Origin of the sequence: Saccharothrix mutabilis subsp. mutabilis, assembly GCF_039521145.1 — a bacterium.
Classification (GTDB): Bacteria; Actinomycetota; Actinomycetes; order Mycobacteriales; family Pseudonocardiaceae; genus Actinosynnema; species Actinosynnema mutabilis.
Map to the genome: position 1 here is coordinate 162,313 of NZ_BAAABU010000001.1, position 15,294 is coordinate 177,606.

Annotated in this window: 13 protein-coding genes and 1 pseudogene; 8 read left to right on the plus strand and 6 right to left on the minus strand. The window is 73.5% G+C overall.

The features are described from left to right. Positions 1 to 50: 50 nt before the first annotated feature. From ABD126_RS00775 to ABD126_RS00785, 3 genes are read right to left on the minus strand one after another with little or no spacing between them, the layout of a single operon-like run. Positions 51 to 791 carry a sulfite exporter TauE/SafE family protein gene (locus ABD126_RS00775; protein ID WP_343931581.1) on the minus strand — a complete coding sequence of 247 codons (741 nt, stop codon included), beginning with the start codon at positions 789 to 791 and terminating at the stop codon, positions 51 to 53. Further along, a complete protein-coding gene (locus ABD126_RS00780) occupies positions 788 to 2,101 on the minus strand; it encodes an MBL fold metallo-hydrolase (protein ID WP_343932172.1) in 1,314 nt (437 codons plus the stop codon). Before ABD126_RS00780 ends, ABD126_RS00775 begins: the two co-directional genes overlap by 4 nt. Positions 2,102 to 2,155: 54 nt before the next feature. Then, the gene (locus tag ABD126_RS00785; RefSeq protein WP_343931582.1) at positions 2,156 to 2,920 is read right to left on the minus strand and encodes a GntR family transcriptional regulator; all 765 of its coding nucleotides are present in this window, start codon (positions 2,918 to 2,920) and stop codon (positions 2,156 to 2,158) included. A 70-nt stretch (positions 2,921 to 2,990) separates the two neighbouring features. On the opposite strand from ABD126_RS00785, the gene ABD126_RS00790 reads away from it, so the two are divergent. Beyond that, a complete protein-coding gene (locus tag ABD126_RS00790) occupies positions 2,991 to 4,160 on the plus strand; it encodes an NAD(P)/FAD-dependent oxidoreductase (protein ID WP_343931583.1) in 1,170 nt (389 codons plus the stop codon). Between the two features lie 111 nt (positions 4,161 to 4,271). On the opposite strand, the gene ABD126_RS00795 is transcribed toward ABD126_RS00790, so the two are convergent. Both ABD126_RS00795 and ABD126_RS38750 read right to left on the minus strand, forming a co-directional pair. After that, positions 4,272 to 5,750, minus strand: a complete 1,479-nt coding sequence (locus tag ABD126_RS00795; RefSeq protein WP_343931584.1) for a ricin-type beta-trefoil lectin domain protein — start codon at positions 5,748 to 5,750, stop codon at positions 4,272 to 4,274. 109 nt (positions 5,751 to 5,859) lie between these two features. Further along, positions 5,860 to 6,006, minus strand: a pseudogene (locus ABD126_RS38750) (CARDB domain-containing protein); the annotation flags it as partial. A 192-nt stretch (positions 6,007 to 6,198) separates the two neighbouring features. On the opposite strand from ABD126_RS38750, the gene ABD126_RS00800 reads away from it, so the two are divergent. From ABD126_RS00800 to ABD126_RS00830, 7 genes are all read left to right on the plus strand, one after another. Continuing rightward, on the plus strand, positions 6,199 to 7,611 hold the full coding sequence (locus ABD126_RS00800) for a hypothetical protein (protein ID WP_343931585.1): 1,413 nt from the start codon (positions 6,199 to 6,201) through the stop codon (positions 7,609 to 7,611). Positions 7,612 to 7,685: 74 nt separating this feature from the next. Then, the gene (locus tag ABD126_RS00805; RefSeq protein ID WP_343931587.1) at positions 7,686 to 8,597 is read left to right on the plus strand and encodes an ROK family protein; all 912 of its coding nucleotides are present in this window, start codon (positions 7,686 to 7,688) and stop codon (positions 8,595 to 8,597) included. After that, positions 8,591 to 9,439: a class II fructose-bisphosphate aldolase gene (locus tag ABD126_RS00810; protein WP_343931588.1), complete on the plus strand. Its 849-nt coding sequence runs from the start codon at positions 8,591 to 8,593 to the stop codon at positions 9,437 to 9,439. Before ABD126_RS00805 ends, ABD126_RS00810 begins: the two co-directional genes overlap by 7 nt. After that, entirely contained in the window at positions 9,436 to 10,344 is a 909-nt protein-coding gene (locus ABD126_RS00815; RefSeq protein ID WP_343931589.1) for a 1-phosphofructokinase family hexose kinase, read from the plus strand. Before ABD126_RS00810 ends, ABD126_RS00815 begins: the two co-directional genes overlap by 4 nt. A 70-nt stretch (positions 10,345 to 10,414) precedes the next feature. Beyond that, complete coding sequence (locus ABD126_RS00820) at positions 10,415 to 11,200, plus strand: DeoR/GlpR family DNA-binding transcription regulator (RefSeq protein ID WP_343931590.1); 786 nt, start codon at positions 10,415 to 10,417, stop codon at positions 11,198 to 11,200. Positions 11,201 to 11,587: 387 nt separating this feature from the next. Next, complete coding sequence (locus tag ABD126_RS00825) at positions 11,588 to 12,127, plus strand: RNA polymerase sigma factor (protein WP_343931591.1); 540 nt, start codon at positions 11,588 to 11,590, stop codon at positions 12,125 to 12,127. Then, a complete protein-coding gene (locus tag ABD126_RS00830; RefSeq protein WP_343931592.1) occupies positions 12,127 to 12,555 on the plus strand; it encodes a hypothetical protein in 429 nt (142 codons plus the stop codon). The genes ABD126_RS00825 and ABD126_RS00830 overlap by 1 nt, the downstream gene beginning before the upstream one ends. A gap of 4 nt (positions 12,556 to 12,559) precedes the next feature. Here the strand turns inward: ABD126_RS00830 and ABD126_RS00835 are convergent, their stop codons facing one another. Further along, positions 12,560 to 15,244 carry a lectin gene (locus tag ABD126_RS00835; RefSeq protein ID WP_343931593.1) on the minus strand — a complete coding sequence of 895 codons (2,685 nt, stop codon included), beginning with the start codon at positions 15,242 to 15,244 and terminating at the stop codon, positions 12,560 to 12,562. Between the last annotated feature and the right edge of the window lie 50 nt (positions 15,245 to 15,294).

Sequence of the window (15,294 nt, forward strand, 5' to 3'; positions counted from 1 at the left end):
GTCGGGGAACGGCCCTCGGTGACACCCGCCGAGGGCCGTTCCGCGGTGCGTCACAGGAACAGGGCGTCGGTGAGCATCAGGGCTGCCACCGCCAGCAAGACCACGGCGAACAGCCTGCGCAGGGCGACCGGGTTCAGCTTGGCCGCCAAACGCTTGCCATCCCACGCGCCCAGCAACGCCGTGGCGGCGAAAGGCCCGATCAGAGCCCAGTTCAACGCTGCCACCGTCCCGAGCCGCACCGCGAAAGCCGTGCCGGCGTTGACGCTGATCACCAACAAGCTCGTGCCCACCGCCGTCGTCATCGGGACGGCCAGGGCACCCACCAGCGCCGGCACCGTGAGGAACCCGCCGCCCACGCCCAGGAACCCCGTCAAGGCGCCCAGCCCGGCCCCGACGCCCGCCGCCCGCACCGGACGGACCCGTTCGGCCGGAGCGGGGCCGCGCAGCATGGTCAGGGCCGCAGCCGCCGCCACGGCCGCGAAAGCCCCGGTCAGGACGGCCGGCGGGACCATCGAGTGGTAAGCGCCGGCCAGGGCCGCCGGGACCACGCCGGCCGCCGCGAACAGCAAGCCCAAGCGCCAACGGACCGCGCCGGCCCTCGCGTGCGTGAACAGAGCCAACAGGGACGTCGTCAGGACGATCAGGAGGGCGGCCGTGGTGGCGTGTTCCGGGGTGAAGTCCAGGAAGTAGATCAACGCCGGGACGGTCAGCACGCTGCCGCCGGCACCCAACGCGCCCAACGACAGACCCACCACGGCGCCGGCGAGCAGAGCCAGGCAGAAAGCGGTCATGTTGTCGGCACGCCGTGCACCCGGGACCAGTCGGCGTTGAGGTGCACCACCTCGCGCCCGGCCCGCTGCAACAGGCTCGCCGCCACCCCCGCCCGGTAGCCCGACGCGCAGTGCACCCACACCGTGCCGGGCGGCACCTCGTCCAAGCGGCCCATCAGCTCGTGCAGGGGGATGTTGACGGCGCCGACGATGTGGCGGTCGGCGAACTCCTCCGGGCGGCGCACGTCGAGAACCACCGGGGAAGTGGCGGACGCCAGGGCGTCCCAACCCCGCATCGGGTACGAGACCTGCTCGCCGATGGACAGGTCGAACGACGCCGACGGCCGGTCGATGCCGATCCTCGACAAGTCCCGGATCGCCGCCGACACGTCCCGCTCCGACCCCAGCAACGTCACCGGCTCGCCCCACGGCACGACCCACCCGAGGTACGTCGCGAAGCTCGTCCCGTACTCGAAGCTCACGGCCCCGCGCACGTGACCGGCCGCGAACGCCACCCGGTTGCGCAGGTCCACCACCCACTGGCCGGCGTCCAGCCGGGCCAGCACCTCCGTCGCCGACAACGGCTCGGGCACGGTCACGTCGGCCGCGGTCGGGCCCAGGCGGTTGAGCGGGGCCATGTGCGAGTAATACGACGGGTACGCCGTCAGGCCCGCCATCAGCGTCGTCACGAAGTGCTGCTCGTCCGGGTCGGTCAACGCGTGGTTGGTGCGCAGCTGCTCACCGATCGTGGACGCCCGCGCCCCGCTCGCCGGCCCGGACGAGCAGAAGCTCCCGAAACCGTGCGTCGGGTGCAGGGTCGCCGACTCCGCGACGCCCGCGGCCAGGGCGCGGGCCGAGTGGTACTGGGCGTGGGTCAGGTCGAGGGTCCGGTCGGGGGACACCAGGTCCGTGCGGCCGACCGAGCCGAACAGCAGGCTGCCGCCGGAGAACACCGCCTGCCGGCCGTCCGCCGACACCACGTACGCCAGGTGGTGCGGGGTGTGGCCGGGGGTCGCGACGGCCGTCACGGCCAGAGCGCCGACCGGCAGCGCGTCGCCGGGCCGCACCGGGTGGCGCTCGTAGGCGACCTCCTCGGCGGCGGCGACCAGGTAGTGCGCGTCGTGCCGCCGGGCCAGGGCCAGGCCGCCGGTGACGTAGTCGTTGTGCACGTGGGTCTCGGCGACGTGCGTGATCCGCACGCCCAACCGGCCCGCCACCTCCTCCACGCGGTCCAGGTCGCGCTGCGGGTCCACGACCAGCGCCACCTCGCCGTCGTGCACCAGGTAGCTCCGGTCGCCCAGCGAGGCGGTGCCGATCGTCTCGATCTCCATCACGTGCACCTCCGTCATATGTACGTACATTATGACGGACCGCCGCGCGGAGCGTCAGCGGTGTGTCACAGACCTCGTCGGTCGCGCGCCCACCGCCGGGAACTCCGAGGTCACCGCGAACCGGTCCCCGCGCACCATCGTGTGCCGCCACTCCACCGGCCGCCCGCCGGAGGACCCCTGCCGGTGGATCGACAGGCACGCCACGTCCCGGCCGCACCCCAGCAGCGCGCGTTCGGCGTCGGTCGGCACCACGGCCTTGATCGTCTCCCGGCTCCCGTCCAGCCGGACGCCGGTCCGCTCGGCCAGCACCGCGTACAGGCTCGTGTGCGTGAAGTCGGCGGTCAGCAGCGGCTGCGCCAGGTCGGCGGGCAGCCACACCCGGTCGATCGCGAACGGCTCCCCGTCGGCCAGCCGCAGCCGCTCCAGGTGCACCAGCGGGGTCGATCCTTCGAGGTCGAGGCGGTCGGCGACGACGCCGTCGGCGCGCACGTCGAGCACCCGCACGACGCTGCGCTGCTCCATGCCCGCCGCCTCCACCGACGCGAACAGGCTGTAGAGGGTGTCCAACGGCTGCTCCACGGCGGCGGCCGGGCTCACCCGCGGCTGGCGTCCGCGTTCGGCGACCACCAACCCCTCGGCGCGCAGCCGCTGCAACGCCTGGCGCACGGTGTGCCGGCTGACGCCGTAGTCCTCCATGAGGGCCAGTTCGCCCGGGAACCCGGCGTGGAACTCGCCCGCCCGCAGCCGGGTCACGAGGTCGTCCTGGAGCTGCCGCCACAGCGGCGTGGTGGCGGACCGGTCCAGCGTGCGCGACGTCATGCCGGAAGTCTCCCTTGAAGCCCTCCCGGCTCACCCGCTAGCGTTATTGTACGGACATTTTGGGAGTGCCATGCGCCACGAGATCGTGATCATCGGCGGCGGCGCGGCCGGGATCTCCACGGCCGCCCGATTACGACGCAACGGACGGGACGTCGTCCTCGTCGAACCGTCGGACGTGCACCACTACCAACCCCTGTGGACGCTGGTCGGCGGCGGGCGCGCCCCCTCCGCCGCCTCCGGGCGGCCGATGGCGAAGGTCGTGCCGCGCGGCGTGCGGTGGCTGCGGACGGCGGCCGTCGGCGTCGACCCGTTCGACCGGCGGGTGGACCTGGACGACGGCACGTCGGTGCGCTACCACCGGCTGGTCGTGTGCCCGGGCATCCAGCTCGACTGGCACCGGCTCGACGGCCTGGTGGAAGCGCTCGGCCGCGACGGCGCGTCCAGCAACTACTCCGCCGCCTACGCGCCGCTGACCTGGGAGTTCATCCAGCGCACCAGGTCGGGGACGGCGGTGTTCTCGATGCCGTCCGGCCCCATCAAGTGCGGTGGCGCGCCGCAGAAGATCGCCTACCTGGCCGCCGACCACTGGCGCGAGCAGGGGGTGCTGAACAACATCGAGGTGCACCTGGTCCTGCCGACGCCCGCGATGTTCGGCGTGCCGGAGTACTCGGCCGTGCTGGAAGGGGTCGCGCGGCGGTACGGCATCCACGTGCACCTGGAGAGCGAGGTCGTGGCGGTGCGGTCCGGCCGGGAGGTCGTGGTGCGCGGGTCGGACGGGATGACCACGCTGCCGTACTCGTTCGCCCACCTGGTGCCGCCGCAGAGCGCGCCCGACTGGATCAAGTCCTCACCGCTGGCCGGGCCGTCCGGTTACGTCGAGGTGGACAAGAACACGCTGCGGCACAGGGACTTCCCGGACGTCTTCGCGCTCGGGGACGCCGGCTCGACGCCGAACTCCAAGACCGGCGCGGCGGTGCGCAAGCAGGTGCCCGTGGTGGTGGCCAACCTGCTGGCGTCCCTGGCCGGCCACGACCTGCCCGCCTCCTACGACGGGTACGCGTCCTGCCCCATCACCACCGGACGCCGGACCCTGCTGCTGGCCGAGTTCGACTACACCGGCCGACCACGCCCGTCGATCCCGCTGCTGGACACCATGCGGGAACGCACCGACTACACCATCTTCAAACGGCGCGTGCTGCCCTGGCTGTACTGGGGGCTGATGCTGCGAGGACTCGCCTGAACCCTCGCAGCACCACACGACCCAGCCGCGCACGGCCCGGTCGCGCACGGCCCGGTCGCGCATGGCCCAGTCGCGCTCGACCCGGTCGCGCATGGCCTGGTCGCGCACGACTCAGCCGCGACGCCACTTCTGGTTCGCGCCGCCCGTGCACTCCCACTGCTGCAACGGGGTCCCGGTGCCGCCCCACGCGGTGACGTCCACGCACTTGTTCGCCTGCGGGTTCACCAGGTCGCCGGCCGCGCTGAGCACGAACTGCTGCGCCGGGTTGCCGCTGCACGTGGCGAGCTGGATGGCCGCGCCGTTGTCCCGCGACCCCCACGCCACGTCCATGCACAGGCCGAACGCGCGGACGGTGCCGTCACCGGGGAACGTCCAGTTCTGCGCGGCGGTGCCGTTGCAGTCCCACAGTTGCAGCCGCTGGCCGTCCACGCCGTTGGAGTTCGGCACGTCGATGCACTTGTCCTGCCAGCCGATGATCCGGCTGGTGCCGCCCGTGGTGGTCAGCGTCAGGCCGTAGGCGCTCAGGATCTCGTTGAGCGGCTGGAACAACGTGGTGCCGCCGGTCGAGCAGTTGCCCGAGCCGCCCGAGGTGACGCCCTGCGCCTGGTTGCCCGCGAGCCACGCGCCGCCGGAGTCGCCGCCCTCCGCGCACGCCGTGGTGGAGGTCAGCCCGTACACCAGGCGGCCGGAGTAGTTGACGGTGACGTTCTTCGCCTGGATGGTGCCGCAGCGCCACCCGGTCGTGCGGCCGGACCGGCACACCGACGCGCCGACGCCCGCCTCCTGCGAGCCCGCGACCGTGACGTTGCCGCCCGCGTAGTTGTTCACCCACGGGCGCGGGGTCCAGTTGCTGTTGGTGCGGACCCACGCGTAGTCGTTGTCGGGGAACGAAGAGCCGGCGAACGTGCCCTGGCTGACGTTGTTGTAGCCCAGCGTCGGGCTGCCGGCGCCGCCGCAGTGCCCGGCCGTGACGAAACCGCCGTTGTTCACCGAGAAGCCCACGGAGCACAACGTGTTGCCGTTGATCACGTACTGGTCGCCGCCGCGCAGGTCGTAGAGCGGGCGCGGCGCTTCGGAGACCTTCGTGCGGGCGGTGACGCCGGCCTGCCGCGCGAAACCCTCGGCGGCGGCGGTGGACGCGGCCTCCACCACGACGGAGTTCGTGGCCGGGTCCACGTACCAGGCGTGGACGTCCGCCGGCACGGCCGTCCCGTCGAGCCGGGACTTGGCCGTGGCCAGGGACTTCTCGGTGTGCGCGACCCGGACCGGGGTCGCCCCGGCGGCGCGCACGGCCGCCGCGCCGGTCTCGTCGAGCACGCCGACCTTGAGCCCGTCGGCGAACCACGCCCCGCCGAACCGGTCGCCCAGGCGCGTGCGCAGCGCGGTCTCGACCGGGACGGACCGGGATTCCCGGTCCTGGCGGATCGCGGCCCCGGTGGGGGACAGGCCCAGGTCGCGGTGCAGGGCGGCGGCCAGGGTGGTGTCGGCGACGCGGTCGGCGGCGGTGCGACCGGTGGCCGAGGCGGGGGAGGGCAGGGTGGTCAGCGCGACGGCCAGGACCACCGCGCTGCCTTGCGCGATCAGTCTCACGACAGCTCCTAGTGCAGGGAGGAGAGGTGTGAGAGCGCTCTCGTGAGGAAGATTCGCAGCCGGTCGCGACCGCTGTCAACCGCCTGCCGGCCTTCCTGGTCTCGTCCACCTTCGCCGTGTACTCGTACGACCCCTCGGCGCGCGGTCCGGCGTTGAAGGCGACGGCGGCGGACGCGCCCGGTTGCAGCGCGCCCACCTGGGCGGTGCCGACGGCGTTGGCACCCAGGAAGAAGGTGGCGGCGGACGGGGCGTTGCCGGCGTTGTGGACGCCGGAGGGCGGAAACTTCCTCGTGAACGGCGTCGGGTGGCCGACCTACGCTCGCCGTCATGGGAGGTGGGAGGCGGTCCGGGGATCCGCGGGCGGAGTTCGCGGCGGCGGTGGCGGGCTTGCGCGACCGGCTGCCGCACCTGACCGACGAGGCCTTGGCGCGGCGGGCGGGCGGGCGGGGTGACGCTGCCGTCGGGCCGGCGGGTGGCGGTCGACGCGCGGCGGCTCGGCGAGTGGATCAGCGGCCGGTCGGTGCCGCGCGACTTCGACGCGGTGCTGGCCCTGGTGCTGGCCACCGGCGGCTCGGGCCAGGTGGCCCACCTGCACGAGCTGTGGCGGGCCGCCCGGGCCAAGCGCGCTTCCGCGGACCCGGCCCCGCCCGCAGACCCGGGCGGGCCGGCGGACCTGGGCAAGCCTTCGGCTCCGGGCAGGTTGGCGGCGGGCGTTCTTCCCGGGGCGGCGCGGGTCGTCGTCGGGCGTCCTCCCGGTGCGGCGGCTGCGTTGCGCACTCGGCCGATGCTCGCCGCCGCGGTCGATTCCGCGCTGTCGGAGTCCCGTCGCGTCGTGCTGACCGGTGGTGTCGGGGTCGGCAAGTCGCAGTTGGCCGCCGCCGCGTTCCGCCGGGCCGAGTGCGAGTTGCTGGTGTGGGTGTCGGCCGCCGACCGTCCCTCGGTGCTCGCCGGCTACGCCCGTGCCTGGCGTGCGCTGGGGGAGGCCTGCGACTGCGATGACGCGGCGGCCGACCGGTTCCTGGGGTGGCTGCGGTCGACGCGCACCCCGTGGCTGCTGGTGCTGGACGACCTCGACGATGCGACCGTGCTGTCCGGGCTGTGGCCCGAGGGCGCCGGCCGGACCCTGGTGACCACCCGCCGCCGGGACGCCGCGTTGCTGCGCCCGGACGTCCGCGTCGTCCCGGTCGGCGTGTTCACGCCCGGCGAGGCCGCCGATTACCTGGTGGACCGGCTGTCGGTCGATCCCCGGCACGACCTCCCCCACCTGGCGGCGCTCGCGGACGCCTTGGGCCACCACCCGCTGGCGGCGGCCCAGGCGGCGGCCTTCCTCATCGACTCCGGACTGGACGTGCCCGCCTACCTCGCGCGCCTGGCCGACCGCCGCCACCGGGTGGCCGACCTGTTCCCGGCGACCTCCCCGGGCGACGAGCACGACGGGACCTTCGCCGAGGCGGTGGCGTTGTCCGTCGAACGGGCGCGGACGCTGTCGCCGGGTGCTCCGGCGATGCTCGAAGCGGTGTCGTTGCTTGCACCCGACGGCATCCCGGAAGACGTCTTGTTGCACCGACGCGACCTGTCGGCCCTGCGCGCCCTGCACCGCCTCAACCTGGTCACCCACCTGGACGGCCGGGTCCACGTCCACCCGCTGGTGCAGCGGGCGGTGCGTGACCTGGTCGTCGTGTCGCCGGCGGTCGAGGTCGCGGACTCCCTCGACCACGTCTGGACCGGTGCTTCCCCTGACACGGCAGCCGACCTGCACCGCTGTGCCGAGGCCCTGATCGCCGCCGCCGGCGAGCACCTGTGGCAGGCCGGGCACCCGTTGCTGCGCCGCGTGAACCTCGGGCGGCCCGTCGCCGCGTGAGCACGTGGCGCTGTGCACACCCCTTGCGCATTATCTGACCAAAAGTGCATGATTGCGCGCAGTTGAGCGCAATCATGAACAGGCGGTGCGCGGTGGGTCTGGTGGTCGGGGTCGACGTGGGCGGGACGGTCACCAAGGCCGTGCTGGTCGACGGCGACCGGGTCCTCGCGCACGCCTCGGCGCCGACGCCGCGCCCCGGTCCGGACGTCGTCGGGCAGGTGGTCGACGTGGTGTCCGGGCTGGTCGGCGAGCTGGACCCGGCCGGGGACGCGGACATCGGCGTGGTCGTCCCGGGGATCGTGGACGAGGCGCGCGGCGTCGCGGTGTGGTCGGAGAACCTCGGCTGGCGGGACGTGCCGTTCGCCGCCCTGCTGACCGACCGGCTCGGCCGCGCCACCGCGTTCGGGCACGATGTGCGCGCGGGCGGGCTGGCGGAGTCGGCCGCCGGCGGCGGGCGCGGCGCGCGGGACGCGCTGTTCCTGCCGATCGGGACCGGCATCGCGGCGGCGCTCGTGCTGGGTGGCCGGGTGCACGACGCCGGCGGGTACGCCGGGGAGATCGGGCACGTGGACGTCGGCCACGACGAGCCGTGCGCGTGCGGCCGGCGGGGCTGCCTGGAGGCGATCGCCTCGGCGTCCGCGATCGCCCGCCGCCACACCGCCCGCACCGGCCGGGCCGTCGAAGCCGTGGACGTGGCGCGGCTGGTCGGCGCGGGCGACGCCGACGCCCGGCGCGTGTGGGAGGACGCGGTGGACGCGCTGGCGCGGGCGCTGGCGTGGACGGCGAGCGTGCTCGCGCCGGAGGTGGTGGTCGTCGGCGGCGGGCTGTCCGCGGCGGGCGCGCTGCTGCTGCGACCCCTGGACGAGGCGCTGCGCGAGCGCCTGACCTTCCAACGCCGGCCGCGCCTGGTGGCGGCCGAACTCGGCGGGCTGGCCGGCTGTCGTGGCGCGGCCCTGCTCGCGGCCAAGAGGAGTGCACTGTGCTGAGGCCTACCGCCGCCATCGTCTCCGCCGCCGTCGCCGGCGGCCACGGGGTGGGAGCGTTCAACGTCATCCAGCTCGAACACGCGTCGGCGATCGTCGCCGGCGCCGAGCGGGCGGGCACCGCCGTGCTGCTCCAGATCAGCGAGAACTGCGTGCGCTACCACCGTTCCCTCGCGCCGCTGCTGGAGGCGGCGCTGGCGGTGGCGGCGGAGTCGTCGGTGCCGGTCGCGGTGCACCTGGACCACATCGAGTCCGTGCCGCTGGTGCGCGAAGGGTCGTTGCACCGCATCGGGTCGGTGATGTTCGACGCCTCGACCGCGCCCTACGAGGAGAACGTGCGGGTGACCAAGGAGGTCGCGCGGTTCTGCCACGCTCGCGGCATCTGGGTGGAGGCCGAATTGGGCGAGGTCGGCGGCAAGGACGGCGTGCACGCGCCCGGCGTGCGCACGGACCCCGGTGAGGCCAAGGAGTACGTCGCGGCGACCGGTGTGGACGCGTTGGCCGTCGCGGTCGGCAGTTCGCACGCGATGACCACCCGGGACGCCGCCCTGGACTACGACCTGATCGCCGCGATCCGGTCCACTGTGGACGTCCCGCTGGTGTTGCACGGCTCGTCTGGCGTGTCCGACGAAGGCCTGCGGCGCGCGGTCGAGGCGGGCATCACGAAGGTGAACATCTCCACGCACCTCAACAAGGTGTTCACCGACGAGGTCCGCGACCGGCTCGGCGACGCGAAGCTCGTGGACACCCGCAAGTACCTGGGCCCGGCGCGCGACCGCATGGCGGGCGAGGTGGCGCGGCTGCTGGGCGTGCTGGGCGCGGTGCCCGCCGGGAGCGTCCGGTGATCCTCACCGTGACCCCGAACCCGGCGCTGGACGTCAGCTACCGGGTGGCGCGGCTGGCGCCGGGCACGACGCACCGGGTCCGGTCGGTGCGGGAACGGGCCGGCGGCAAGGGGTTCAACGTCAGCCGGGTGCTGCACGAGATGGGCATCGCGACGCTGGCCGTCGGGCCGGTGGGCGGCGTGCTCGGCGAGTCGCTGCGCGCGGACCTGGTCGTGTCGGAGGTGCCGCACGCGCTGCTGGTCGTGGACGCGCCGACGCGGATGACCGTGGCCGTGGTGGACGACGACGACGCGACCCTGTTCAACGAGGCCGGCGCGGCGCTGCTGGACAGCGAGTGGGACAAGCTGCTCGACCTGGTCCGCGCGCGGCTGCCCGAGGCGTCGGCGCTGGTGTGCTCCGGCAGCCTGCCGCTGGGCACGCCCGAGGACACCTGCGCCCGGGTCGTGGCGGCGGCCCGGGACGCGGGGGTGCCGGTCGTGGTGGACACCAGCGGCCCGGCGCTGCTGGCCGCCGCGTCCGCCGGGGCCGACGTGCTCAAGCCGAACGCGGCCGAGTTGCGCGAGGTCGTGGACAGCGCGGACCCCTTGGCGGGCGCGGAACGGCTGCGCGCGCTGGGTGCCGGCGCGGTGGTGCTGTCCCTGGGGCCGGAAGGGCTGGTCGCGGTGACCGGCGAGGGCCGGTGGCGGGCCGTGCCGCCGTTCCCGGTGCGCGGCAACCCGACCGGCGCGGGCGACGCGGCCGTGGCGGCGCTGGCCAACGGGCTGGTGGAGCAGTCGTCGTGGCCGATGCGGTTGCGCGCGGCGGTCGCCTGGTCGGCGGCGGCCGTGGCGGCGCCGGTGGCGGGCAGCGTGGACGTGCCGTTGTTGCGCAAGCTGCACGACGAGGTCCGGGTCGAGACGCTGTGACGGCGTGTTCAGCGGATGCACTTTTGCGCATCTGTAATGTGCATTAATGTTCATGCACAGGAGGTAGCCCGTGAATCGGTATGAGCGGTTGAACGCGCTGCTGGAGCTGCTGGCCGAGCGCGGCAAGATCGAGGTCGACGACATCGCCGAGGAACTGGCGGTCTCCGGCGCGACGATCCGCCGCGACCTCGACCACTTGGCCGAGCAGCAGCTCCTGACGCGCACCCGCGGCGGCGCGGTCGCCCACTCGGTGGCCTACGACCTGCCGTTGCGGTACAAGACCGTGCGGCGGGCGGGGGAGAAGCAGCGCATCGGGCGGGCGGCGGCGGAGCAGGTGCACCGCGGCGCGGTGGTCGGCATGAACGGCGGCACCACGACCACCGAGGTGGCGCGGGCGTTGATGACCAGCGCGGACGTGGGCGGGGCCGAGGGCGACGGGGTGATCACCGTCGTGACGAACGCGTTGAACATCGCCAACGAACTGGCCGTGCGCCCGCAGGTGAAACTGGTGGTCACCGGTGGGGTGGCGCGGCCCCAGTCCTACGAGCTGATGTCGCCGCTGGCGAGCCGGATCCTCAGTGGTCTGAGCCTGGACGTGACTTTCCTCGGGGTGGACGCGATCGACCCGGACGCGGGCGCTTCGGCGCACCACGAGGGCGAGGCGGACATCAACCGGATGCTGGCGGAACGGGCGCGCAAGGTCGTGGTGGTGGCGGACTCGTCGAAGATCGGGGCGCGGGCGTTCGCGTCGATCTGCCCGATCACGCAGGTGCACGTGCTGGTGACCGACACCGACGCGCGCGAGGAGGACGTCCGGCGGTTCCGCGAGCGGGGGGTCGAGGTGGTTCAGGTCTGAGGGTGCCGGCGGTTGTTCGGCGGGTGAGCGGTTTTGCGCTAAACTGCACACGCCATCCGCTACCGCCCGCCGCCCTGCCCTGCCACGGGCCGCCGCCGCGCCGCACACCGCCGCGCCGCCCTCACCGCGCCACCCCACCGCCGCGCCGCCCTCACCGCGCCGCCTCGCCGCCGCCCACCGCGCCACCTCACCGCGCCACCCCACCGCCTCGCCGCCGCCCACCGCGCCACCCCACCGCCGCGCCGCCCCCACCGCACCGCCTCGCCACCGCCGCCAGCGTGCACCGGCCTGCCCCTCGCGCTGCGTCGCTCGCCGCCGTGCGCGCATCACCTCGTCCGTGTTAGGCATCTGGTTGGCATGGGTGTGGTTGCGGAACAATCCTGCGTCGTGGGTGAGGACAACGCATCGCTGCTCTCCGCTGCCGCTCGGGGCGACCAAGCGGCGTGGAACGAGTTGATGGCCCGGTACACACCCCTGTTGTGGTCCGTCGCCCGGGGCTTCCGGCTCGGGACCGCAGATTGTGCCGACGTCGTGCAGAACACGTGGCTCAAGCTGGTCGAGAAGCTCGGCACGGTGAGCGACCCCGAGCGGCTCGCGGCCTGGTTGGCGACCACCGCTCGGCGGGAGTGCCTGCAACTGCTGCGCCGGGCCGAGCGTCGCCGGGCGGCCGACGAGGAGCCGCCGGACGTGGCCGACGACTCGCCTCCCCCGGACGACGGCCTGCTGCTCGCCGAGCGGGACGCCGCCCTGTGGCGGGCGGTGGACCGGTTGCCGGACGCGTGTCGGCGGTTGATCCGCCTGCTGATGGCCGACCCGCCGCCGTCCTACGCCGAGATCGCCCGCGTGTTGGACATCGCGGTCGGCAGCATCGGGCCCTCCCGCGGCCGGTGCCTGGACCGCCTGCGCAAGCTCGCCGAGGAGATGTGATGGACGACGACGAGCTGGTCGAGCGCCTGCGGTCGATCGCGGGCCGGGTGGACCCCGTGCCCGACTGGGTGGAGCGAGCCGCGCGGGCCGCCCTGTCGACCCGGCGGCTGGACGAGGAACTCGCCGAGCTGGTGCACGACTCGTGGGACGCCCCGCAGCTGGTCCGCTCCGGCGAGGACGACGTGCACCTGCTGGCCTTCGAGACCGGGGACGTGTCGGTCGACGTCCAGGCCGAGGGCGGCGGGTTGCGGGCCCTGGTCGGCGGGGTCTCCGGTGAGGTCGTGGTGGAGACGCCGGTGGGGCGGCGGCGGGTCGGGATCGGCCCGGACGGGTGGGTCGCCGTGCCCGAGCTGCCGCACCGGACCGTCCGGTTGCGGCTGACCAGGGAGGACGGGCGGGCCGTGGTCACTCCCTGGTTCACCGCCTGACACCTCAGGGCACGCGCCACTGCTGCGCGCCGGTGCCGTTGCAGTCGTAGATCTGCAACTGGACGCCGTTCGCGGTGTTGCTGTTCGGCACGTCGAGGCACTTGCCGGACGGCGGGTTCACCAGAGCGCCCGCACGGGGCCACCACTGCTGCGCGCCCGTGGCGTTGCACTCCCACAGCTGCACCTTGGTCCCGTTCGCCCGCCCGCTGCCGCTGACGTCGAGGCACCTGCCCAGAGCACGGACGGTGCCGTCGGAAGCCAGCGTCCACTGCTGCGCCGGCGTGCCGTTGCAGTCCCACAAGCGCACCGGGGCGCCGTTGCCCGCGATGCTCGGGTCCGCGTCGGCGCACTTCGACGCGAGCCCCGTGATGGCACCCGCGCGCGGCGGGTACGGGCCGACGTCGTGGGACGGCGGCGCGTCGCCCGGGGCGCTGCCCCACGACGTGGGCGTGGCGCCCAGGGTGAAGTCGACCGTGCCGCCGTCCGCGACCAGGGACGCGGGGAGCCAGGGCCGCGCCGAAGCCGCCCCGTTCACGCGCAGCGATTGCACGTATTTGGCGGTGTCGGACGCGCCGGGAGCGTTGATGGTGATCGTGCGGCCGTTGCCCCGCGTGATGCGGGCGGCCGGGAACTGCGGGCTGGCCAGCACCAGCTCGGCACGACCGGGCGTCTGCGGGTACATGCCCAGCGCCGCCCACACCGCCCACGACGACATCTGGCCGAGGTCGTCGTTGCCCACCAAGCCCTCCGGCGCCGGCCGGAAGACCGACGTCAACGCGCGGCGCACCACGTCCTGCGTCTTCGCGGGCGCACCGGCGTAGGCGTAGGCCCACGGGGTGTTGAGGGTCGGTTCGTTGCCCAGGTACGCGTACGGCTTCTTGGGTCCGGCGTTCAGCTCGGTGAAGAACGTGTCCAAACGGGACACGACGTTCGCGTTGCCGCCCATGGCGTCGAACAGCCCACGGTGGTTGTAGGGCACCATCCACGTGTACTGCACGGCGTTGCCCTCGACGTACTCGTTCTCCTGCGTCGGGCTGAACGGCGGCCACGAGAGGTCGGTGTTGCGGGGTTTGAGGTACTTCGCGCCGGATTCGAAGATGTTGCGCCAGTTCTGGGCGCGGCGCAGGAAGTTCTCGGCGGTCGCGGCGTCGCCCAGGCGTGCGGCGAACTGGGAGATGGCGAAGTCGGCGCTGGTGTACTCCAGGGTGGTGGCCGCCGAGCCCCACACGTCCGGCAGACCGGTCGGGACGTAACCGTAATTGTTGAACTGCAACCACCCCGGGCGTTGGCGGATGTCGTTGACGCCGTTGACCATGCGGGTGAGGGCTTGGGCGGTGTCGAACCCGGTGCCGCCGAACGCGTGGATGGTGGCGACGATGACGGCCATCGGGTCGCCGTTCATCACGCCCGTGCCGCCGTTGGCGACGGTCCAGCGGTCGAAGTAACCGCCCTGCGCGGCCTGGTTGACCGCGGACTGGGCGATGTCGGCGGCCTCCTGGGGCGCGAGCAGGGCGATCAGGGCTGTCTGCGACCGGTAGACGTCCCAGCCGGAGAAGTTCGCGTACTGGGTGGTGGCCGTGGTGTGGACCTGGCCGTCGAACCCGGTGTAACGGCGATCCACGTCGCTGAACACGTTCGGGTGCAACAGGGAGTGGTAGAGCGCCGTGTAGAAGGTGCGCAGCTGGGTGGTGGTGCCGCCGGTGACGTCGATGCGGCTCAACCAGCCGTTCCACGCCGCCCGGGACTGCGTGCGGACCTCGTCGAACGTCTTCGTGCCGGCCTCGGCGGCCAGGTTGGCCTTCGCGCCGTCGAGGCTGACGAACGAGATGCCGATGCGCGCGGTCACCGTCGTCGCGTCGAACGACACGAACGCGGCGGCGGCGAACGGCCGCACGTCCTGCGTGGCGGCGGGCGGTGGCGGGACGTGCTGGGTGCCGGGTGTCTTGGGCGCGGGCGGCACGCTGCCCCGGCTGCTGCCCTCGACGCTGCGGCGCGTGGTGTCCACGGTGTCGCCCTGGACCACGCCGGCCGTGCTGAACGGGCGGTCGAACGTGACGTGGAAGTGCAGCCGGTAGCGGTTGCCCGTGCCGCAGAACCCGCCGCTGTCGGTGTACCCGGACAGCGTGTCGGCGCCCACGGTGACGGAGCCGCTCGCGGCGTTGAAGGCTCGGGCGGCGTCCACGGACAGGGAGGCGCGTTGCCCGGCCGGGTAGGTGAAGCGGGCGATGCCCGAACGCTGGTTCGCGGTCAGCTCGGTGCGGATGCCGTTGTCGAACGCGACCGAGTAGTAGCCGGGGCTCGCTTGTTCGTTGGTGTGGCTGAAGGTCGAGTGCGCGACCGGGCTCGTGCCGAGGACGGGCATGAACGGCACGTTGCCGAAGTCGCTGCAACCGGGACCGGACAGGTGGGTGAGGCTGAAGCCCCGGATGCGGTTGTCGTCGTAGTGGTAGCCGCCGTGCTGGTGGGTGACCGTGTCCGGGCTCCACTGGAGCATCCCGAACGGCGCGACGGCCCCCGGGAACGTGTTGCCCGCGCCGCCGCCGTGCCCGAAGTCGGGGCCGCCGGGCCTGGTGCCGACGAACGGGTCCACGTGCTGGGCGGGATCGGTGATCGCCGTGGCGGTGCCGGACAGCGGCACGGCGAGGGCCGCGATGGTCAGGAACGCGACCGCTGCGGAGTGCAGGCGCATGTGGTTCCTCCCGCAGGGTGAGGAGGGGTGACAACGTTGTCACCTGCGAT